A 15,054-nucleotide genomic window follows, 5' to 3' on the forward strand; every position below is an offset into this window, starting at 1 on the left:
GTTGCTCCTCGTTCTTGCAGACTTCGGTTGCCTGCGAGGACGATGGACGCCTGCACGGCCGTGCGCTGCCTGCGCACGCCCGCGGGGACGCCACCGCGGTACCACCTCGCTTGCCGCATGCGCCGCGTTCCACGCCGTGCATGCGACCGCTTGATCCGGCTGTGTCGGGCCGGTCCCGTCGGTTCTACTGAGTCCGGCGCGCGCATGCGCGCCCGACCGTTCTTCCGAAGGCTCCCCGCTGATGACGGATCGTCGCCTGTCGTGTGCCACTATAACACCGGCGCGGAATGATGTATTCCGCGCCGATGTCAGCCGCTTGCGCCGCCCGGATCCCATCCGGCCCGGGCGGCGGGGCGCACGTCACTGCTGGCCGTCGCCGTTGACCTCCGCCTTGAGGCGCGCCAGCTCGTCGTCGACCGACGCGCTGCCGCCGGCGAGGTACTTGTCCGCGAGCTCCTCCTCGCTCGCCTGCGTGTTGAGCTCGGCCGTCGCGTTCGCCTCGTTGAGCATCTGGTCGGCCTTCGCCTCCATACGATCGAAGGCGGCCTGGTTGCGAGAGCTCTTCGCCGTGGACTCGGTGGCCTTGTTGACGGTGTTCTGCGCCTTCGCGACGGCGACCTTCGCGTGCACGGCGGCGCGGCGCGCCTGCAGGCCGTTGATGTCGTTGACGAGCTTGTCGTGCATCTGGCGCATCTTCGCGGCGTTGTCCTCGGCGACCTGCGCGGCCTGTTCGAGCGACGGCAACGTGCTCTCGTACTGCTGCTTGCGCGTGATGAGCTGGCGCGCGTCGTCGTCGGCGCCGGCCTTGACTGCCGCCTTCGCCGCCGCCTCGTACTTCGCGATGTCGGCCTTGCACTCGTTGACCTGCTGGCGCGCGCTCGTGGCCGCGGCCATGACTCCGGCGGTCTCCTTCTTGACGGCGGCGAGGTCCTCGTTGAGGTCGATCAGCATCTGATCGACCATCTTCGCCGGATCCTCCGCCTTGTCGAGCAAAGCGTTGATGTTGGCGCGCATGATGTCGCCGAATCGTTTCAGGATAGCCATTATCGTTGTCCTTTCTGGTCGTCCTGACTATATTTTTTCAAAATCGGGTCCTCCGCCTCCTCGAGCGGGGTGTTGACCATGCGTTCCACGTACCGTTCGTGTTCGCGGCGGCGTTTGATGACCATCCAGACGATGACGCCGATGATGACGAGCACGCCGATGACGATGACGGCGATGACGACCCATTTGAGCACGTCGTTGGTCGTCGTCGTCTTCGTCATGATGCGGTCCGCCGTCGAGTCGAAGGTCTTGACGATCGCGTCGTCGGTGCTCAGCTTGGAGTACCAGTACTGGTCGTAGTACGCCCAGAAGATGTCGACCGCCTGGGCGTCCATCACCGTCGAGATGTTCCGTCCGTTGATGAGCACGCTGTGGCCCATGACGTTCTCGGAGTCCTTGTCGGCGAAGTACACGAGCAGCAGCGTGTCCTGGTTGTCGATGTGCTTCGTGTACCAGTCGCGCGCCCAGTCCTCGCGTTCGGCGTCGGTCGTCGTCTGCGCGTTGTACTTCGCGAGCAGCACATAGGGCTGGATGCCGGTCTTGTCATAGAACGACTTGAGCCCGCGTTCGGTCGCGCGCACGTCCTCGATCCATCCGAGTTCGTCGACGACGTCGTCGCTGTCGTAGGGGGCGCCGGATTCGATCTTCTCGCGGTTGTAGGTGCTCGCCGGTATCGACCCGTCGCCGCCGGCCGACTTGTCGCCCGAGCAGCTCAGGAAGCCGAGCAGGATGACGCAGATGATCGCGACGACGATGCCGATCGCCGCCAGCCTTCCCGATCCCGGGTTCGGGTTCCGGCCGCCGCCGGTGGGCGGGAACGGCCCCGAGCCGCCGCCGTAGACGCCGCCGGACGCGGCGCCCCCGTAAGGGTCCCCATAGGGGGCGCCGGTCGGCTGCTGCGGCACGCGCATGCTGTCCTCGCTCATGCGCGGCACCTCGATGTGCGTGCGCTGTCGCGAGCGGCGCTCCTGTTCCTTGCCGTAGGCGACGCCGATGCCGAAGTTGATCAGGTCTCCCAGATCGATGCCCGAACGATACCTTGGCTGGCCGGAATGCCGGCGCGGGGGCGGACCACCGAAACCGCCGAAGCCGCCGAAACCGCCGAAGCCGCCGAAACCGCCGCCCGAGTCCATGCCCGGACGCCGCCCCGTGCCGCGTGGGCCGTGCGAACTGGCGCGCAGTCCGTCGTCGTGGCTGCTCGACGACGGTCCCGGACCGTCGCCGCTTCCCGGTCTTGGCATGGCCGCCTCCTTGTTGCCTTGTCCTCGTCCGGCCGCCCCCGCCGCGCGCCTTCCTCGACGCCGCCGGCCGGCCGCATTGCGTACCAATATACGTCAGATTCCCGCATCCTGCGCCGCGATCATGTCTTTTTGAGACCATGGGCGGACATCCGCGCCGAGCACGGCGGCCGCGGGCCCATGGCCGTGAACGCGCGACGGGTGCGGGCCGTGCGCCTCGGCGCACGGCCCACACCCGTCGCATCCATCGGACCGCCGTTCAGCGGGTGGCGTCACGGTCCTCGAGTTCCGGGTCCTCCCACTGGTTCGCGTCCACCGGTTCCTCGGCGACTTCGGCGGCACGCTCGATCCTGGCGTCGTCCTCGGCCTTCTTCTCGGCGGACTTGAGCGCGACGCCCAGATCCTCATGCGGCACGTCCTCGTTCGGCTTGCCGGTGACCGGGTCGGCGTACGGATGATCGGTGTCGCGCACGATGTTCTCGAGATCGTCGAGCTCGCTCGTGCTCATGTTGTCCAGATCGTCGCCGACGTTCTTCTTGTCCTGTGCCATGTCGTCTCCATTCGTGGGTCTTCCGTGCGGCGTCCTTCGCCGCAACCGCTACCCTCAATATAACCGTTCGCCATCGCGCCGCGCCGCGGTTTTCCCCCATCGGGCGAATGATTCTCGTTTCATTGCACATGCCGCGTTTTCATCGCGCGCGGCGGACGCCAGCGCCATGCTCCGGCCTGCGGCTGCGGGCGAGGCGATGGCCGCGCCCATGGAAACATCAATGAAATGAAACGTCAAAGAAAACAGGTGAAGGCACATGGCCTTCACCTGTCATCCGTTCGTTGTCCGTCGCGCCGCGCACATGTCGGGACGACGGCGTTTTCGCGGGCCTCCCGCACTGGACGCGCCGCGCCGGAGCACCTCAGCGAGGCACCTCGTCCATGTTCTCCCATGTGTTCGCCGTGTTGAACAGCAGCGATTCCTCGGCGTCGGTGCGTTCCTTCTTCTCTTCCTTGATCTCCTTGGCGTCCTCGTCGTCCTCGACGTGCTTGTCGAAGCCGTCGTCGGCGTTGCCGTCCGATTTGCCGCTCACCGGGTCGACGTGCGGATGGTCGGTCTCGTCGACGATCTCCTTGAGCTCGTTGATCTGTGCGGCGTCCAGAGCCTCGAGGCCCTCTTTCTTTTCTTCATCTGCCATATGGGGCTCCTTCCTGTTGGTGGTCCGTCTTCGACGACGGTACCGTCCATCATAGGCGGATTCGGCTTCCGACGCGCGTAGCGAAAGCATCTTTTCCCAATAATTCCAAAAGCATAAGCGCTTCAGTACCATGGGTTCCGGCAACCGCTTCCGCGCCGCGTCGGCACCATGCGCGAGCCGCCTAACGATGCTCGCGCAGATACTGCCGATACCATTTGCCTTCGGCCGACAGGTCGGATTCGATCGGGTCGCGCGCCTCGTTCGTCGCGAACAGGGCGCTGCCCTCATGCTTGTCCGACAGGTTCCAGATGATGTACGAGATGCCGTACTCGTCGAGCATGTCGAGCCACGCGTCGGCGGCTCGGGCGTCCACGGCCCCGTCGCCGTCCGCAGCCGTCGCGCCGAATTCGCTGACGAACACCGGCGTACCCGCCTTGACGGCGGCCACGACCTTGTCGCGCAGCCACCGCCCATGCTCGGCCGCATAGAAATGCACGGTGTACATGACGTTGTCGACGTCGAGCGGATCGGCCGTCGCCGCCTCGATGTCCTGACACCAGTTCGGCGTGCCGACGAGCACGACGGCGTCGTGCGCCCGCGAGCGCACGACCGGGATCACCTGTTCGGCGTAGCGTTTGACCTGCGCCCACGTCGTGCCGCCGTTGGGCTCGTTGCAGATCTCATACAGCACGTTCGGCACGCCGGCGTACTCGTCGGCAATCTCCCCGAAGAACTCCTTCGCCTCGTCGATGTGCATGTTCGGATCGTTGTCCGACAGCGTATGCCAGTCGACGATGACGTACATGTCGTCCTCGACGGCCGCGTCGATGCCGTCGCGCACCGTCTTCTTGAGCTGCTCCTTGTCGCCGTCGGTGCAGTAGCCGCCGCTTTCCGCGCAGTACATCGCGATGCGCACCGCGTTGATGCCCCAGTCATGCTTGAGGTTCGCGAACAGGTCGGCGTTCACGTACTGCGGATACCAGGCGATGCCGTGCGTCGACACGCCGCGCAGCTGGATCGGTTTGCCCGCCGAGTCGAGCAGCTTCGTCCCCTCCACGTGCAGCGGCGAGACCGTCGTCGTCTCCACTTCGCCGACGCTCGCCGATTCCCCGGGCGACGCGGACGCCGCGCCGCCCTCGCCGCTCGGCGCCGTCGTGATCTCCGCGTCGCCGCTCGGCCGCGGTTCCGTCTGCGCCGCAACGCCGCAACCGGCGAGCAGCGCCATGCACGCCACGATCGTCATGACGGCCGACACCCACTTCTTCATCATCGTCCTCTCCTCTCTTCTCTTCTGCTCTTCACTCGATGCGCGCCGCCCGCAGGGACACCCCGTCGCCGCGGCCGTCCTCCCGGGCGGCGTGGCGGATGGCGGATGGCGGATGGCACGGCGCACCGCTTCCCCGATGCCCGTGCGGCCGTATACGCGCTACGCTAACAAGCGAGCGCGTATGCAGCGCCGCGTTTTCAGCCCACGGCTGACATACGACAGGGCGCGTCGCACGGAACACCGTGCGACGCGCCCTGTCCTGTCCCATGCAAAGGTCCGCCGGCCGAAGCGCCGCCGGCGGTTCGAGACGGATCAGTGGGTCTGGTGGGTCTCCTCGTCCTTGGCGATCTCGTTCTTGTCGCCCTTCTCGGCGCGAGCGGACTCCCAGCCCTCCTTGGCGTCCTTGAGCTTGTCGTTCAGCTGCGAGACGGAGTTCTGGATGGCCTCGAAGTCGTCCTTGTGCTCGTCGATGCGCTCCTTGATCTGCTCGAAGTTCTTCTTCATCTGCTCGGTCATGTCGGTCATGGTAACCATCCTTCGTTCCACGGTTGAATATTGCTGTATTCCATTACAGCACGTTCGGCGGCCCTTCCGCGCGATTGCGCAGTTAGGCGAATCAGACTTTCCCTGCGGCGTCAGGCCTGCGGCGCGGAGGTGGCCTCACAGGTGTAGCGTTCGCGCAACCGCGCGAAATCGGCGGCGGTCAACCCCACCTTCATGCGCAGGAAGCCGACGAGGCCCCCGTAGCGCGTCGTCGCGCCGATGAACGCGTGGATGTAGGCGGGGGCCGCCGTCAGGAACTGGTTGACGTCGCCATCGAAGCTCGCGCCAAGGACCGCTTCGAGCTTCTGCGCGAGCTTCGACGAGACATGCGGCATGAAACGGTTCGTCTCGAGGTAGTCTTCGACGATGAGCGTCTCGTCGACGCCGAGCGAGGCTAGGATGAGCGCGGCGAGCGCGCCGGTGCGGTCCTTGCCCTGCGTGCAGTGCCACAGCGTGCCGCCGTCCTCGTCGATCAGACGGCCGAAGCAGTCCTTCCAGCAGTCGACCGCCATCGGCGAGGCGATCATCTGCGGGTACAGGCTCTCTATGAACATGCCCGGATCGGTGATGAGCCCCCTGAGCTGCTTGCCGAGCTCCGCGCCCTCGTCGAAGACCGGGATCGGCAGATAGCGCCAGTCGGGCAGCAGTCGGTCCTCCTCCATATGGCGTTCCTGTCGCGTGCGCAGATCGATGATGTTGCGTACGCCGAGCCGATCGAGCGTCGCGAGGTCGGCGTCGCTCGCCTTGTGCAGATTCGCCGATCGCAGCAGCATGCCGGAACGGATCCGGCGGCCGTCCTGCGTCGGGATGCCGCCCATGTCGCGGATGTTGTCCACTCCTTCGAGCCCGAGCGGCTTCGAGACGATCCGCCAATCGCCGTCGCCGTGCTCGTTCTCGGATTCGACGTGGTTGATCTGCCGGATGATGCGTGCTTCGTTCTCATGCATACCGCACCATCCTACGCCTCCGCTCCGGGGCGACGCCGATGCTGATCCGAGAGGGAAGCGCGCCCCTCCCCCGAACGAGAAAAGGCGGCCGCACCCGCGCGTCGCACGGGGCGGCCGCCTTCGGCGAAGCGGCTTCGCACCGGGGCTCACTCGAGCTCGAGCGAACCGGTGTACAGCTGGTAGTACTCGCCCTTCTCCGCCATTAGCTCGTCATGCGAGCCGCGCTCGATGATGCGGCCGTGGTCGAGCACCATGATGACGTCCGAGTTCCTGACCGTGGACAGACGGTGGGCGATGACGAACACCGTGCGCCCCTTCATCAGGTTGTCCATGCCGGCCTGGACCACTTCCTCGGTGCGCGTGTCGATCGACGACGTCGCCTCGTCGAGGATAAGTGCCGGCGGATCCGCGACCGCGGCGCGCGCGATCGAGATGAGCTGGCGCTGGCCTTGCGACAGTCCGGAGCCGTCGCCGGACAGCACCGTCTGGTAACCGTCGGGCAGCATGCGGATGAACGAGTCCGCGTTGACGAGCTTCGCCGCGGCAACGCACTCCTCATCGGTCGCGTCGAGCTTGCCGTAGCGGATGTTGTCCATCACCGTGCCGGTGAACAGGTTCACGTCCTGCAGCACGATTCCGAGCGAACGGCGCAGATCCGGCTTCCTGATGCCCTTGACGTTGATGCCGTCGTAGAGGATCATGCCCTCCTGCACGTCGTAGAAGCGGTTGATCAGATTCGTGATCGTCGTCTTGCCGGCGCCGGTCGCGCCGACGAGCGCGATCTTCTGGCCCGGCTTGGCGAACCATGTGATGTCGTGCAGCACCGGCTTGTTCGGGTCGTAGCCGAAGGTCACATCGGTGAAGCGCACGTCGCCGCGCAGCAACGTCAACCTGCCGTCCGGGGACGTCACCGCCTCCTCATGCGCCTTCCGCCAGACCTCGTAGGCACGATCGCTGAGCCGCTTCGCGACCTCGCGCGAACGCGTGCCGTCGTCGCTCGCCTCGCGCTTCCACGCCCAATGGCCGGTCTTGCGCGACGTCTCCGTCATCGTGCGGCCGTCCGGGCCGAGCTCGACGTTGACGAGCGTCACCGTGCCGTTGTCCTTCTCCGAAGGCTCGTCCATCAGCGCGAAGATGCGCGACGCGCCCGCCAGCGCCATCATGACCATCGTCATCTGCTGCGAGACCTGGCCGATCGGGTTGACGAAGGACCTCGACAACGTCAGCAGCGAGATGATCGTGCCGATCGTGAACGTCGCGCCGGAGAAGCTGAGGTTGCCCCAGCCGCCGAGCGCCGCCAGACCGCCGAAGATCGCCGAGAGCACATAGAGCAGGTATCCCATGTTGCCGACGACCGGCATCAGCACGTTGCCGTAGGTGTTCGCGCTCGCGCTCGCCTGGAAGAGCCGCTCGTTGCGCTCGTCGAAGTCCGCCTGCGTCGCGTCCTCGTGGTTGAAGACCTTGATGACCTTCTGCCCGTTGACCGATTCCTCGACGAAGGCGTTCACGTCGCCGAGTTCCTGCTGCTGCACGACGAAATAGCGTCCGGAGCGGCTGACGATCACGCGGATCAGCAGCAGCAGCAGCGCCGTGAACACAAGCACGAAGACTGTGTAGGGGATCGACAGGTACAGCATCGAGACGAGCGCCGCGAGCGCCGAGACGCCGGATGCGAACATCTGCGGCAGCGACTGGCTGATCGCCTGGCGCAGCGTGTCGGTGTCGTTCGTGTAGCGGCTCATGACGTCGCCGTGCTCATGCGTGTCGAAGTAGGAGATCGGCAGCGTCTGCATGTGCTCGAACATCTCGTCGCGGATCTGCTTCATGACGCCCTGTTCGACGCCGACGAGCAGATACGAGTACAGCCACGAGCTGAAGGTGCCGAGCACATAGAGGACGCCCATGAACAGCAACGCCTCGATGAGCGGCGCCCACGCCGGATTGCTTTCGCCGACGAGCGGCATGATGTAGCGGTCGATCAGCGCCTGCAAGAACAGTGCCGACCCAGCCTGTGAGATCGCGGACACGATGATCGCGATGATGATGAAGACCATGCGCGCCCGGTATGCGAACACGTATTTGAGCAGTCGCTTGAGCGTGCCCTTCTTCGCCTTCTGACGCGGCATGCCCTGCATGCCGTTCACGTTCGGCTTGCGCGCGTCGTCGTTGAGTGTCTCCTTGTCGGTGACCTCAGTGCGCGCGGTCGTCGCTGCTGCTGCGCTCATCGTTCCTCACCTCCCTTGATCTGTGCGATGTCGTTGCGGAGGCGCTCCTCGCGCACCCGTTCGCGTTCCCGCTGGCGCGCGATGACGTCGGCGGTCGATGTGTCCTCGTCGTAGTCGACGCGGTAGCCGCTCGCCTCGGCCTCCTCCTCGTGCAGGTCTTGCGATTCCTTGCCGAGGTCGCGCTGTGTGTGCTGCTGCGTCTGCGATTCGTAGATGCTGCGGTACTCCTCGCAGCGCGCGAGCAGCTCGTCGTTCGTGCCCTGATCGAGTATGCGGCCTTCGTGCATGACGACGATCTTGTCCGATTCCTCGACCGACGCCACGCGCTGCGCGATGATGATCTTCGTCGTGTTCGGGATCTCATGGTGGAACGCCTCGCGGATCAGCTTGTCGGTCTTCGTGTCCACGGCCGACGTCGAATCGTCGAGGATCAGGATCTTCGGCTTCTTGAGCAGCGCGCGGGCGATGCACAGACGCTGGCGCTGACCGCCGGAGACGTTCGTACCACCCTGCTCGATGTACGTGTCGTATTTGTCCGGGAACTCCTGGATGAAGCCGTCGGCCTGCGCGAGTTCGCAGGCGTGGCGCAGTTCCTCGTCGGTCGCGTACGGGTTGCCCCAGCGCAGGTTCTCGGCGATCGTGCCGGCGAACAGCACGTTCTTCTGCAGCACCATCGCGACCTCGTCGCGCAGCGACTCGAGCTCGTAGCCGCGCACGTCGACGCCGCCGACCTTGAGCGTGCCGGACGTGACGTCGTACAGGCGCGGGATGAGCTGCACGAGCGACGACTTCGCCGAGCCGGTGCCGCCGACGATGCCGATCGTCTGGCCGGAGCGGATGTGCAGGTCGATGTCGTCGAGCACCGGACGCTCCGAATGCTCGGAATAGCGGAAGCTCACATGGTCGAAGTCGATCGAGCCGTCGGCGACGGCCGTGACGGGCTCGGCCGACTCGCGGATCGTGCTCTCCTCGGTCAGGACGCCGCAGATGCGTTCGGCGGACGCACGCGAGATGATGACCATGACGAAGATCATCGACAGCATCATCATCGCCATCATTATCTGCATCGCATAGGTGACGAGCGCGGTCAGGTCGCCGGTCGTCAGACCGAGCGCGGCGTTGTTGCCGGAGGCGACGATCTGGCGGGCGCCGATCCACGCGATCGTGATCAGCGACGCGTACATGCAGATGTTGAACAGCGGCGAATTGATCGACAGCAGCTTCTCTGCCTTGCAGAACTGCTCGTAGATCTTGAGCGAGATGCGGCCGAACTTCCTGTCCTCGAAGTCCTCGCGGTTGAAGGACTTGACGACGCGGATGCCCTGCAGGTTCTCGTCGACGACGTTGTTGAGCTCGTCATAGGTGTGGAAGACGCGTTCGAAGATCGGGTGGACGACGATGATCAGACCGAACAGGCCGACCGCGAGCACCGGGATGCACGCGAGGAACACCATCGAGATCTGCGGGCTGATGCGGAACGCGAAGATCCAGGCGACGACGAGCATGACGGGCGCGCGCATGCCGACGCGGATCAGCATCTGGTAGGCGTTCTGCACGTTCGTCACGTCGGTCGTCAGCCTCGTGATGATCGAGCCGGTCGAGAAACGGTCGATGTTCGCGAAACTGAATCCCTGCACCTTGTGGAACTCGTCATGCCGCAGGTTCTTCGCGAAACCGGAGGACGCGACCGCCGCGTACCGGCCGGACAGGAAGCCCGCGCACAGCGAGACGGCGGCGCAGCCGATCAGGATCAGGCCGTACTTCCAGATGTCCGGCATCGATTTGCCGGTGATGCCCTTGTCGATGAGCACGGCGATGACCGACGGGATCAGGATCTCGATGACGGCCTCGACGATGACGAACAGCGGCGAGAGGAGGCTCGCCTTCTTGTATTCCCGCAGCGACTTGCCGAGCGTGCGTATCACATGCTTCTTGCTCGGCGGCTGCGATGGTTGAGACGGCCGCGGCTGCCGCGACGAGGACGGCCGTGCGTCCGGCCGCTTCGCGCCGGCGTCGGCCGTGGTGGTGGTTGCGCTCACTGCTTTGCTCCTTTCTTCTTCGGTGACTGGGATTGATGTGGTCGGGACGATCGGACCGGCTCGTCCGGCCCGTCGGCCCGTCGCGGATGGACGGACGGCTGGGGAGACGTTGGCGCGGATGCGAGGCCGCCGTCGGACCGCCGGTCGTCGCCCTCCCGGCGCTCGCCTTCGCCCTGCGGCTGCGCGGACGGGCAGCCCGGCGTCTCCTTGCCGACCAATCCGGTGGCATACAGGTTGGCCTTCATTCGTTCGAGGTCGGTGAGGAAACGCCGCTGCTCATCATCGGAGAAGCCTTCGAACAGCGTGCGTTCGAGCTGCCGCGAACGGCGTTGCAGCTCCTCGACGATGCCGCCGGCGGCAGGTGTGAGCTCGATCTTGCGCACGCGCGCGTCCCATTGGACGCTCGTACGGGTGATGAGTCCCTTCTTCTCCATCAGCGCGAGCACACGCGACGCCGTGGAACGTGTGATCGAGAACGCGCGTTCGATGTCGTATTGGAACACGTCCTCATTGCGGTGGTCGTGCAGATACAGGATGATCGGCATGTTCGTGCCTGAGCCAGTGGACTCCGGCGGCGTGACGACGTTCCAGTAGCGCGCGATGAGATGATGCACGGCGCGGATCTCCAGACTCGGTTTGAGCCACGTCTCCGCGTGTGCGCCGCCCGTGTTCCCGATGACCACGATCCGCTTCCTTCCCTGCGTCGATTGCCGATGGTGCAACCGACCGTCGCTGCGCATTGTCGCATGCATCGGTCCGTCGCCCGGCCAGTCTAGAACGTCCAGCATACAACTGTTGCAGATGCAATTGTTGTATGCTCACGGCGTAAGGCGGAGGGGTCGGCGCGGCCGGCGAGTCGGATGGCGGTTTGGCTGGCCCCATTGCGGGTGGGTTCATCGATGGAGCCGACGAAGCGAGACGGAAACCGGCCTGTTTGTGGGACGAACCATCGACACGGCCGACAGGTCGGGACACAACGGGACGGACCATCGAACTCCCCGACAAGCCAGGACGCAAACCGACCTGTTTACGGGTGGGTTCGTCGACATAGCCGACGGGACGGGACGCAGAGCATCGGCAGAATATGGGACGACCCGCGCAGCTCGGCGGGAGATGCGCGGGTCGTCATCAGAACAGCTCATCCGCAGCGGTGCGCGGACGGGAGGCTCACTTCACTTCGTTTTCGGAGATGAAGGTCAGGAAGTCCTCGGCCTGCGTGCGCAGCGCCTCCTGATCGGCGGAGGTCATCGCCCAATCGCCGGTCTGCACGGCCTCAGCCGGAACGGACAGGCCGACCTCGACCGGGAAGAGACGCATGCCGGCATCCTCAAGCAGGTCGCCGACCATGATGCGCGGGTGGAGCTCCTCGAAGCCGCCGACACCGGAGATCGCGACCGGCTTCTGGTTGAGCACGTTCTCGCCTTCCTCGTCCTTCGTGGACGGCAGCGACAGCCAGTCGAAGAGGTTGCGCAGCGAATCCGGGATCGTCTTCTTGTACTCGGAGACGACGACCCAGACGGCATCCGCGTTGCCGAGCTTGTCACGCACGGCGAGCGCGGCCTCCGGCAGCGGGTACTCCGGGGATTCGCCGGCGAGCGGCAGGTCCTCGTAGTCGAGGGTGATCGTCTCGGCGCGGTCGCCGACGATGCTCATGATCTCCTTGGCGAGGTCCGCCTCGAACGAACCGTCGGTGAGCGAAGTCTCGACGAATGCAATGGTTGGCTTATCTGCCATGGTGTCCTCCTATTGGTGGTTCAGACACGGACCGAGACGACCGTGCGCCGCCGCAATCCGTCTTGCTGACTACCATCTTCGTGCCACGGGAGGCGTCAGGGAACCGGAAATAGCCACCGGTGAACAAATGCGGCGCACGGTATGCGGAAGGTGGGCGCTACGCACGCTCACGCACCGCGCATCAGTCGCTCGAGGGGTCACGCAAACGTTCGTCGAGCGCCGCCACGAGATCCCCGTAGCCCTCCTCGGCCATCCTCCCGCGCGGCACGAACCGCAACGCCGCAGAATTCATGCAATACCGCAGGCCGCCGCGCTCACGTGGACCATCCGTGAACACATGTCCCAAATGGCTGTTGGAGTGCACGGCCCGCACTTCGACGCGTGGATGCAGCGGCAGACTGTCATCCCTGACGCCGCGCACCGCATCCTGACTGATCGGCGCGCTGAACGACGGCCAGCCGCATCCGGAATCGATTTTGTCGGTGGAGAAGAACAGCGGCTCGCCGCTGACGCGGTCCACATAGATGCCGGGATCGAACAGGCGGTCGTATGCGTTGGCGAACGGCGGTTCGGTGGCGGAGCGCTGCGTGACGGCGTATTGCTCCGGCGTGAGTTCCCAGATGCGCTCGATGTAACGCTGACGCTCCCGCATATGGTTGATCGCATCCATCGGGATATGGCAATATCCATTTGGATTGACGAGCAGATAGTCCTGATGCTCGGGCTCCGCAGGCGTGAAATCGCGCAGCTCCTCGATCTCCACGGCTGGGGTCTCCCCCACACGCCGCTCGAGGTCCTTCAGCGCCTGTTCATACACCGTACGCTGTTCGTCCGCGTCTTCGCCGGATGGATACAGGCCAGAACGGTACTGCCGGCCGACGTCATTGCCCTGACGGTCGACGCTGAACGGATCGATGACGTCAAGGAACAACAGCGTCAGCGTCCGCAAGCTCACCCGGGTCGGATCGAAATCGATGCGCACGGTCTCGACGGCATCGGTCGCCCCGGAGCACACCTGACGGTAGGTGGGGTTCGGCGTGCGCGACTGCGCATATCCCACCGCCGTGTCGACGACCCCATCGACGTTCTGCATGGCGCGCTCAAGCCCCCAGAAGCATCCTCCGGCCATGTACGCCGTCTGCGTTCCGACTCGCGGCGTAGCCTCCTCTTGCCTAGCGCGGCCCACCGGCCCTCTCTCTCCCGCGGCCGCGTGCGGCGCGCCGGCGACATCCTGCGAACCATAAGCCGTGCCACGTATGGGATCGATGTACTGCTCCTCCGTCATCATCCGCTCCTTCGACGCTATCCACAATTACGAATTGCCATACACAGCGTACGCACGCGCGATGCAAGACGCCGACGGCACAAATCAGCGTCGCGCATACGCTTCACGATACGAAGCGTGGATGCCGTCGTCGGCTTCGTCGGCATCCACAACAGGTCCCTATAGCAGCATGCCGAGGACCAGGATGCCCAGCTCGGGTGGATAGACCGGCCAAGTGGCGCCTCGTTCATTGCTTCTGGCCTCGACGCCCAGATTCCTGCCGTAGTCAGTGGGAATCCAGTAGCCCTGCTCCGTATGGATGATCAGCCCTTTGGCGGCCAGAATCGGATTGGCCTTCTGCGCGGTCATGGATTTGTCCAGAAGACCTTCATCATGAAGAGGTTGCAGGAGACGGGTCAACGCGACCTTCCCATCAACCTGCACAGCGGGCTGCGCAGCGGGCGTCGAAGGTCCGGCCGGCGCGACCGCGGCGGCAACGGGCCCGGTTTGGACAGCAGGGACCGAAACCACGGTCGGATTCTGCCCACCATGGTTCCCGTCATCCTCTTCCGTATTTGCGAATGCATCGGAAACGGGTATGCTCCTCTCTTCGACAGAGACGACTTGAGCCGACTCCTGCATCCGCCCCGCCGTTTCGGCAACCGCACCTGGGTTGTCCACGCGCTTGCGAGGAGCACAAATCGGTGAACGCCTTCATGAACCCGCTCAGGGGATCACCCCGCGCTTGCGGGGGGGCAAACGACGTGGCTAACTCAAACAAGCGACGTCTGTTCGGATCATCCCCGCGCTTGCGGGGAGCACGGGCTGGGGCGCCGGCCGGGTATCGCTGGGGCGGGATCATCCCCGCGCTTGCGGGGAGCACATCGGCGCGCACTTGCGAAAATCCATTGTTGGGGGATCATCCCCGCGCTTGCGGGGAGCACCTCGAGCAGCTCGGCGGTAGTTTCGAGAAAATGGGATCATCCCCGCGCTTGCGGGGAGCACCTGCACGTCATGCGCCCCGTCCCCCGCCAACCGGGATCATCCCCGCACTTGCGGGGAGCACGAGACCTTGAGTCCGTGTGCCTCCGCGTACTCGGGATCATCCCCGCGCTTGCGGGGAGCACCTCATGTCCGTCGCCGGCAGCGAACACGGCGCGGGATCATCCCCGCGCTTGCGGGGAGCACCGTTTCGTCATCCCGCGCGCCACACGCAAGGAGGGATCATCCCCGCGCTTGCGGGGAGCACAGCATCCCGCACGATGAACCGTACACGCCGCTGGGATCATCCCCGCGCTTGCGGGGAGCACCGTGCTCCCAAGCATCCGCGAGCACGGCGCCTAGGATCATCCCCGCGCTTGCGGGGAGCACATCACCCCCATCAACAACTGCGCGGACCATCTGGGATCATCCCCGCGCTTGTGGGGAGCACGATATGGCGGCGGCCCGTGCCCAGCTGGAACGGGGATCATCCCTGCGCTTGCGGGGAGCACGCGAACAGTACCATGGCGCGGTCGGCGGCGGCGGGATCATCCCCGCGCTTGCGGGGAGCACCCACTCGACGCG

Annotated in this window: 14 protein-coding genes and 1 CRISPR repeat array (1 of these 15 running past the window's edge); all 14 genes read right to left on the reverse strand. The window is 65.2% G+C overall.

Features of this window, described 5'->3' with window-relative positions; genetic code table 11:
* Positions 1–360: 360 nt before the first annotated feature.
* The gene (locus tag B1400_RS08290) at positions 361–1,044 is read right to left on the reverse strand and encodes a PspA/IM30 family protein (protein WP_095613938.1); all 684 of its coding nucleotides are present in this window, start codon (positions 1,042–1,044) and stop codon (positions 361–363) included.
* Complete coding sequence (locus B1400_RS08295; protein WP_095613939.1) at positions 1,044–2,285, reverse strand: hypothetical protein; 1,242 nt, start codon at positions 2,283–2,285, stop codon at positions 1,044–1,046. Before B1400_RS08295 ends, B1400_RS08290 begins: the two co-directional genes overlap by 1 nt.
* A 256-nt stretch (positions 2,286–2,541) precedes the next feature.
* Positions 2,542–2,832: a hypothetical protein gene (locus B1400_RS08300; RefSeq protein WP_095613940.1), complete on the reverse strand. Its 291-nt coding sequence runs from the start codon at positions 2,830–2,832 to the stop codon at positions 2,542–2,544.
* 54 nt (positions 2,833–2,886) lie between these two features.
* Complete coding sequence (locus B1400_RS09535) at positions 2,887–3,099, reverse strand: hypothetical protein (RefSeq protein WP_133064666.1); 213 nt, start codon at positions 3,097–3,099, stop codon at positions 2,887–2,889.
* Between the two features lie 94 nt (positions 3,100–3,193).
* A complete protein-coding gene (locus B1400_RS08305) occupies positions 3,194–3,469 on the reverse strand; it encodes a hypothetical protein (RefSeq protein ID WP_095613941.1) in 276 nt (91 codons plus the stop codon).
* A 181-nt stretch (positions 3,470–3,650) separates the two neighbouring features.
* The gene (locus B1400_RS08310; RefSeq protein WP_095613942.1) at positions 3,651–4,739 is read right to left on the reverse strand and encodes a glycoside hydrolase family 5 protein; all 1,089 of its coding nucleotides are present in this window, start codon (positions 4,737–4,739) and stop codon (positions 3,651–3,653) included.
* Between the two features lie 309 nt (positions 4,740–5,048).
* Entirely contained in the window at positions 5,049–5,261 is a 213-nt protein-coding gene (locus B1400_RS08315) for a hypothetical protein (RefSeq protein ID WP_095613943.1), read from the reverse strand.
* Between the two features lie 110 nt (positions 5,262–5,371).
* Entirely contained in the window at positions 5,372–6,226 is an 855-nt protein-coding gene (locus B1400_RS08320; RefSeq protein ID WP_095613944.1) for a tyrosine-protein phosphatase, read from the reverse strand.
* A gap of 146 nt (positions 6,227–6,372) precedes the next feature.
* Complete coding sequence (locus B1400_RS08325; RefSeq protein WP_201260214.1) at positions 6,373–8,361, reverse strand: ABC transporter ATP-binding protein; 1,989 nt, start codon at positions 8,359–8,361, stop codon at positions 6,373–6,375.
* A gap of 86 nt (positions 8,362–8,447) precedes the next feature.
* Positions 8,448–10,376 (reverse strand): ABC transporter ATP-binding protein, encoded by a 1,929-nt coding sequence (locus B1400_RS08330; RefSeq protein WP_095613957.1) that lies wholly within the window; start codon positions 10,374–10,376, stop codon positions 8,448–8,450.
* 110 nt (positions 10,377–10,486) lie between these two features.
* Positions 10,487–11,173, reverse strand: a complete 687-nt coding sequence (locus B1400_RS08335; protein ID WP_235607398.1) for a MarR family winged helix-turn-helix transcriptional regulator — start codon at positions 11,171–11,173, stop codon at positions 10,487–10,489.
* Positions 11,174–11,657: 484 nt separating this feature from the next.
* On the reverse strand, positions 11,658–12,224 hold the full coding sequence (locus B1400_RS08340; RefSeq protein ID WP_026645593.1) for an NADPH-dependent FMN reductase: 567 nt from the start codon (positions 12,222–12,224) through the stop codon (positions 11,658–11,660).
* Between the two features lie 181 nt (positions 12,225–12,405).
* Positions 12,406–13,353: a peptide-methionine (R)-S-oxide reductase MsrB gene (msrB, locus tag B1400_RS08345; protein WP_095613946.1), complete on the reverse strand. Its 948-nt coding sequence runs from the start codon at positions 13,351–13,353 to the stop codon at positions 12,406–12,408.
* 315 nt (positions 13,354–13,668) lie between these two features.
* Positions 13,669–14,169, reverse strand: coding sequence for a hypothetical protein (locus B1400_RS08350; RefSeq protein WP_162288204.1), 501 nt, complete (start codon positions 14,167–14,169; stop codon positions 13,669–13,671).
* A 112-nt stretch (positions 14,170–14,281) separates the two neighbouring features.
* Positions 14,282–15,054: direct repeats of the CRISPR family, unit length 29 nt; unit sequence GGGATCATCCCCGCGCTTGCGGGGAGCAC; it runs 721 nt beyond the window's last position.

It is taken from the genome of Bifidobacterium italicum, from assembly GCF_002286915.1.
GTDB lineage: Bacteria > Actinomycetota > Actinomycetes > Actinomycetales > Bifidobacteriaceae > Bifidobacterium > Bifidobacterium italicum.

What these genes read in the sequence shown, in the direction of transcription:
- B1400_RS08315 (WP_095613943.1), bottom strand. Translation starts at nt 5,261, where the DNA reads ATGACCGACATGACCGAGCAGATGAAGAAGAACTTCGAGCAGATCAAG.
- B1400_RS08340 (WP_026645593.1), bottom strand. Translation starts at nt 12,224, where the DNA reads ATGGCAGATAAGCCAACCATTGCATTCGTCGAGACTTCGCTCACCGAC.
- msrB (WP_095613946.1), bottom strand. Translation starts at nt 13,353, where the DNA reads ATGGCCGGAGGATGCTTCTGGGGGCTTGAGCGCGCCATGCAGAACGTC.
- B1400_RS08290 (WP_095613938.1), bottom strand. Translation starts at nt 1,044, where the DNA reads ATGGCTATCCTGAAACGATTCGGCGACATCATGCGCGCCAACATCAAC.
- B1400_RS08295 (WP_095613939.1), bottom strand. Translation starts at nt 2,285, where the DNA reads ATGCCAAGACCGGGAAGCGGCGACGGTCCGGGACCGTCGTCGAGCAGC.
- B1400_RS08320 (WP_095613944.1), bottom strand. Translation starts at nt 6,226, where the DNA reads ATGCATGAGAACGAAGCACGCATCATCCGGCAGATCAACCACGTCGAA.
- B1400_RS08300 (WP_095613940.1), bottom strand. Translation starts at nt 2,832, where the DNA reads ATGGCACAGGACAAGAAGAACGTCGGCGACGATCTGGACAACATGAGC.
- B1400_RS08310 (WP_095613942.1), bottom strand. Translation starts at nt 4,739, where the DNA reads ATGATGAAGAAGTGGGTGTCGGCCGTCATGACGATCGTGGCGTGCATG.
- B1400_RS08305 (WP_095613941.1), bottom strand. Translation starts at nt 3,469, where the DNA reads ATGGCAGATGAAGAAAAGAAAGAGGGCCTCGAGGCTCTGGACGCCGCA.
- B1400_RS08325 (WP_201260214.1), bottom strand. Translation starts at nt 8,361, where the DNA reads ATGCAGGGCATGCCGCGTCAGAAGGCGAAGAAGGGCACGCTCAAGCGA.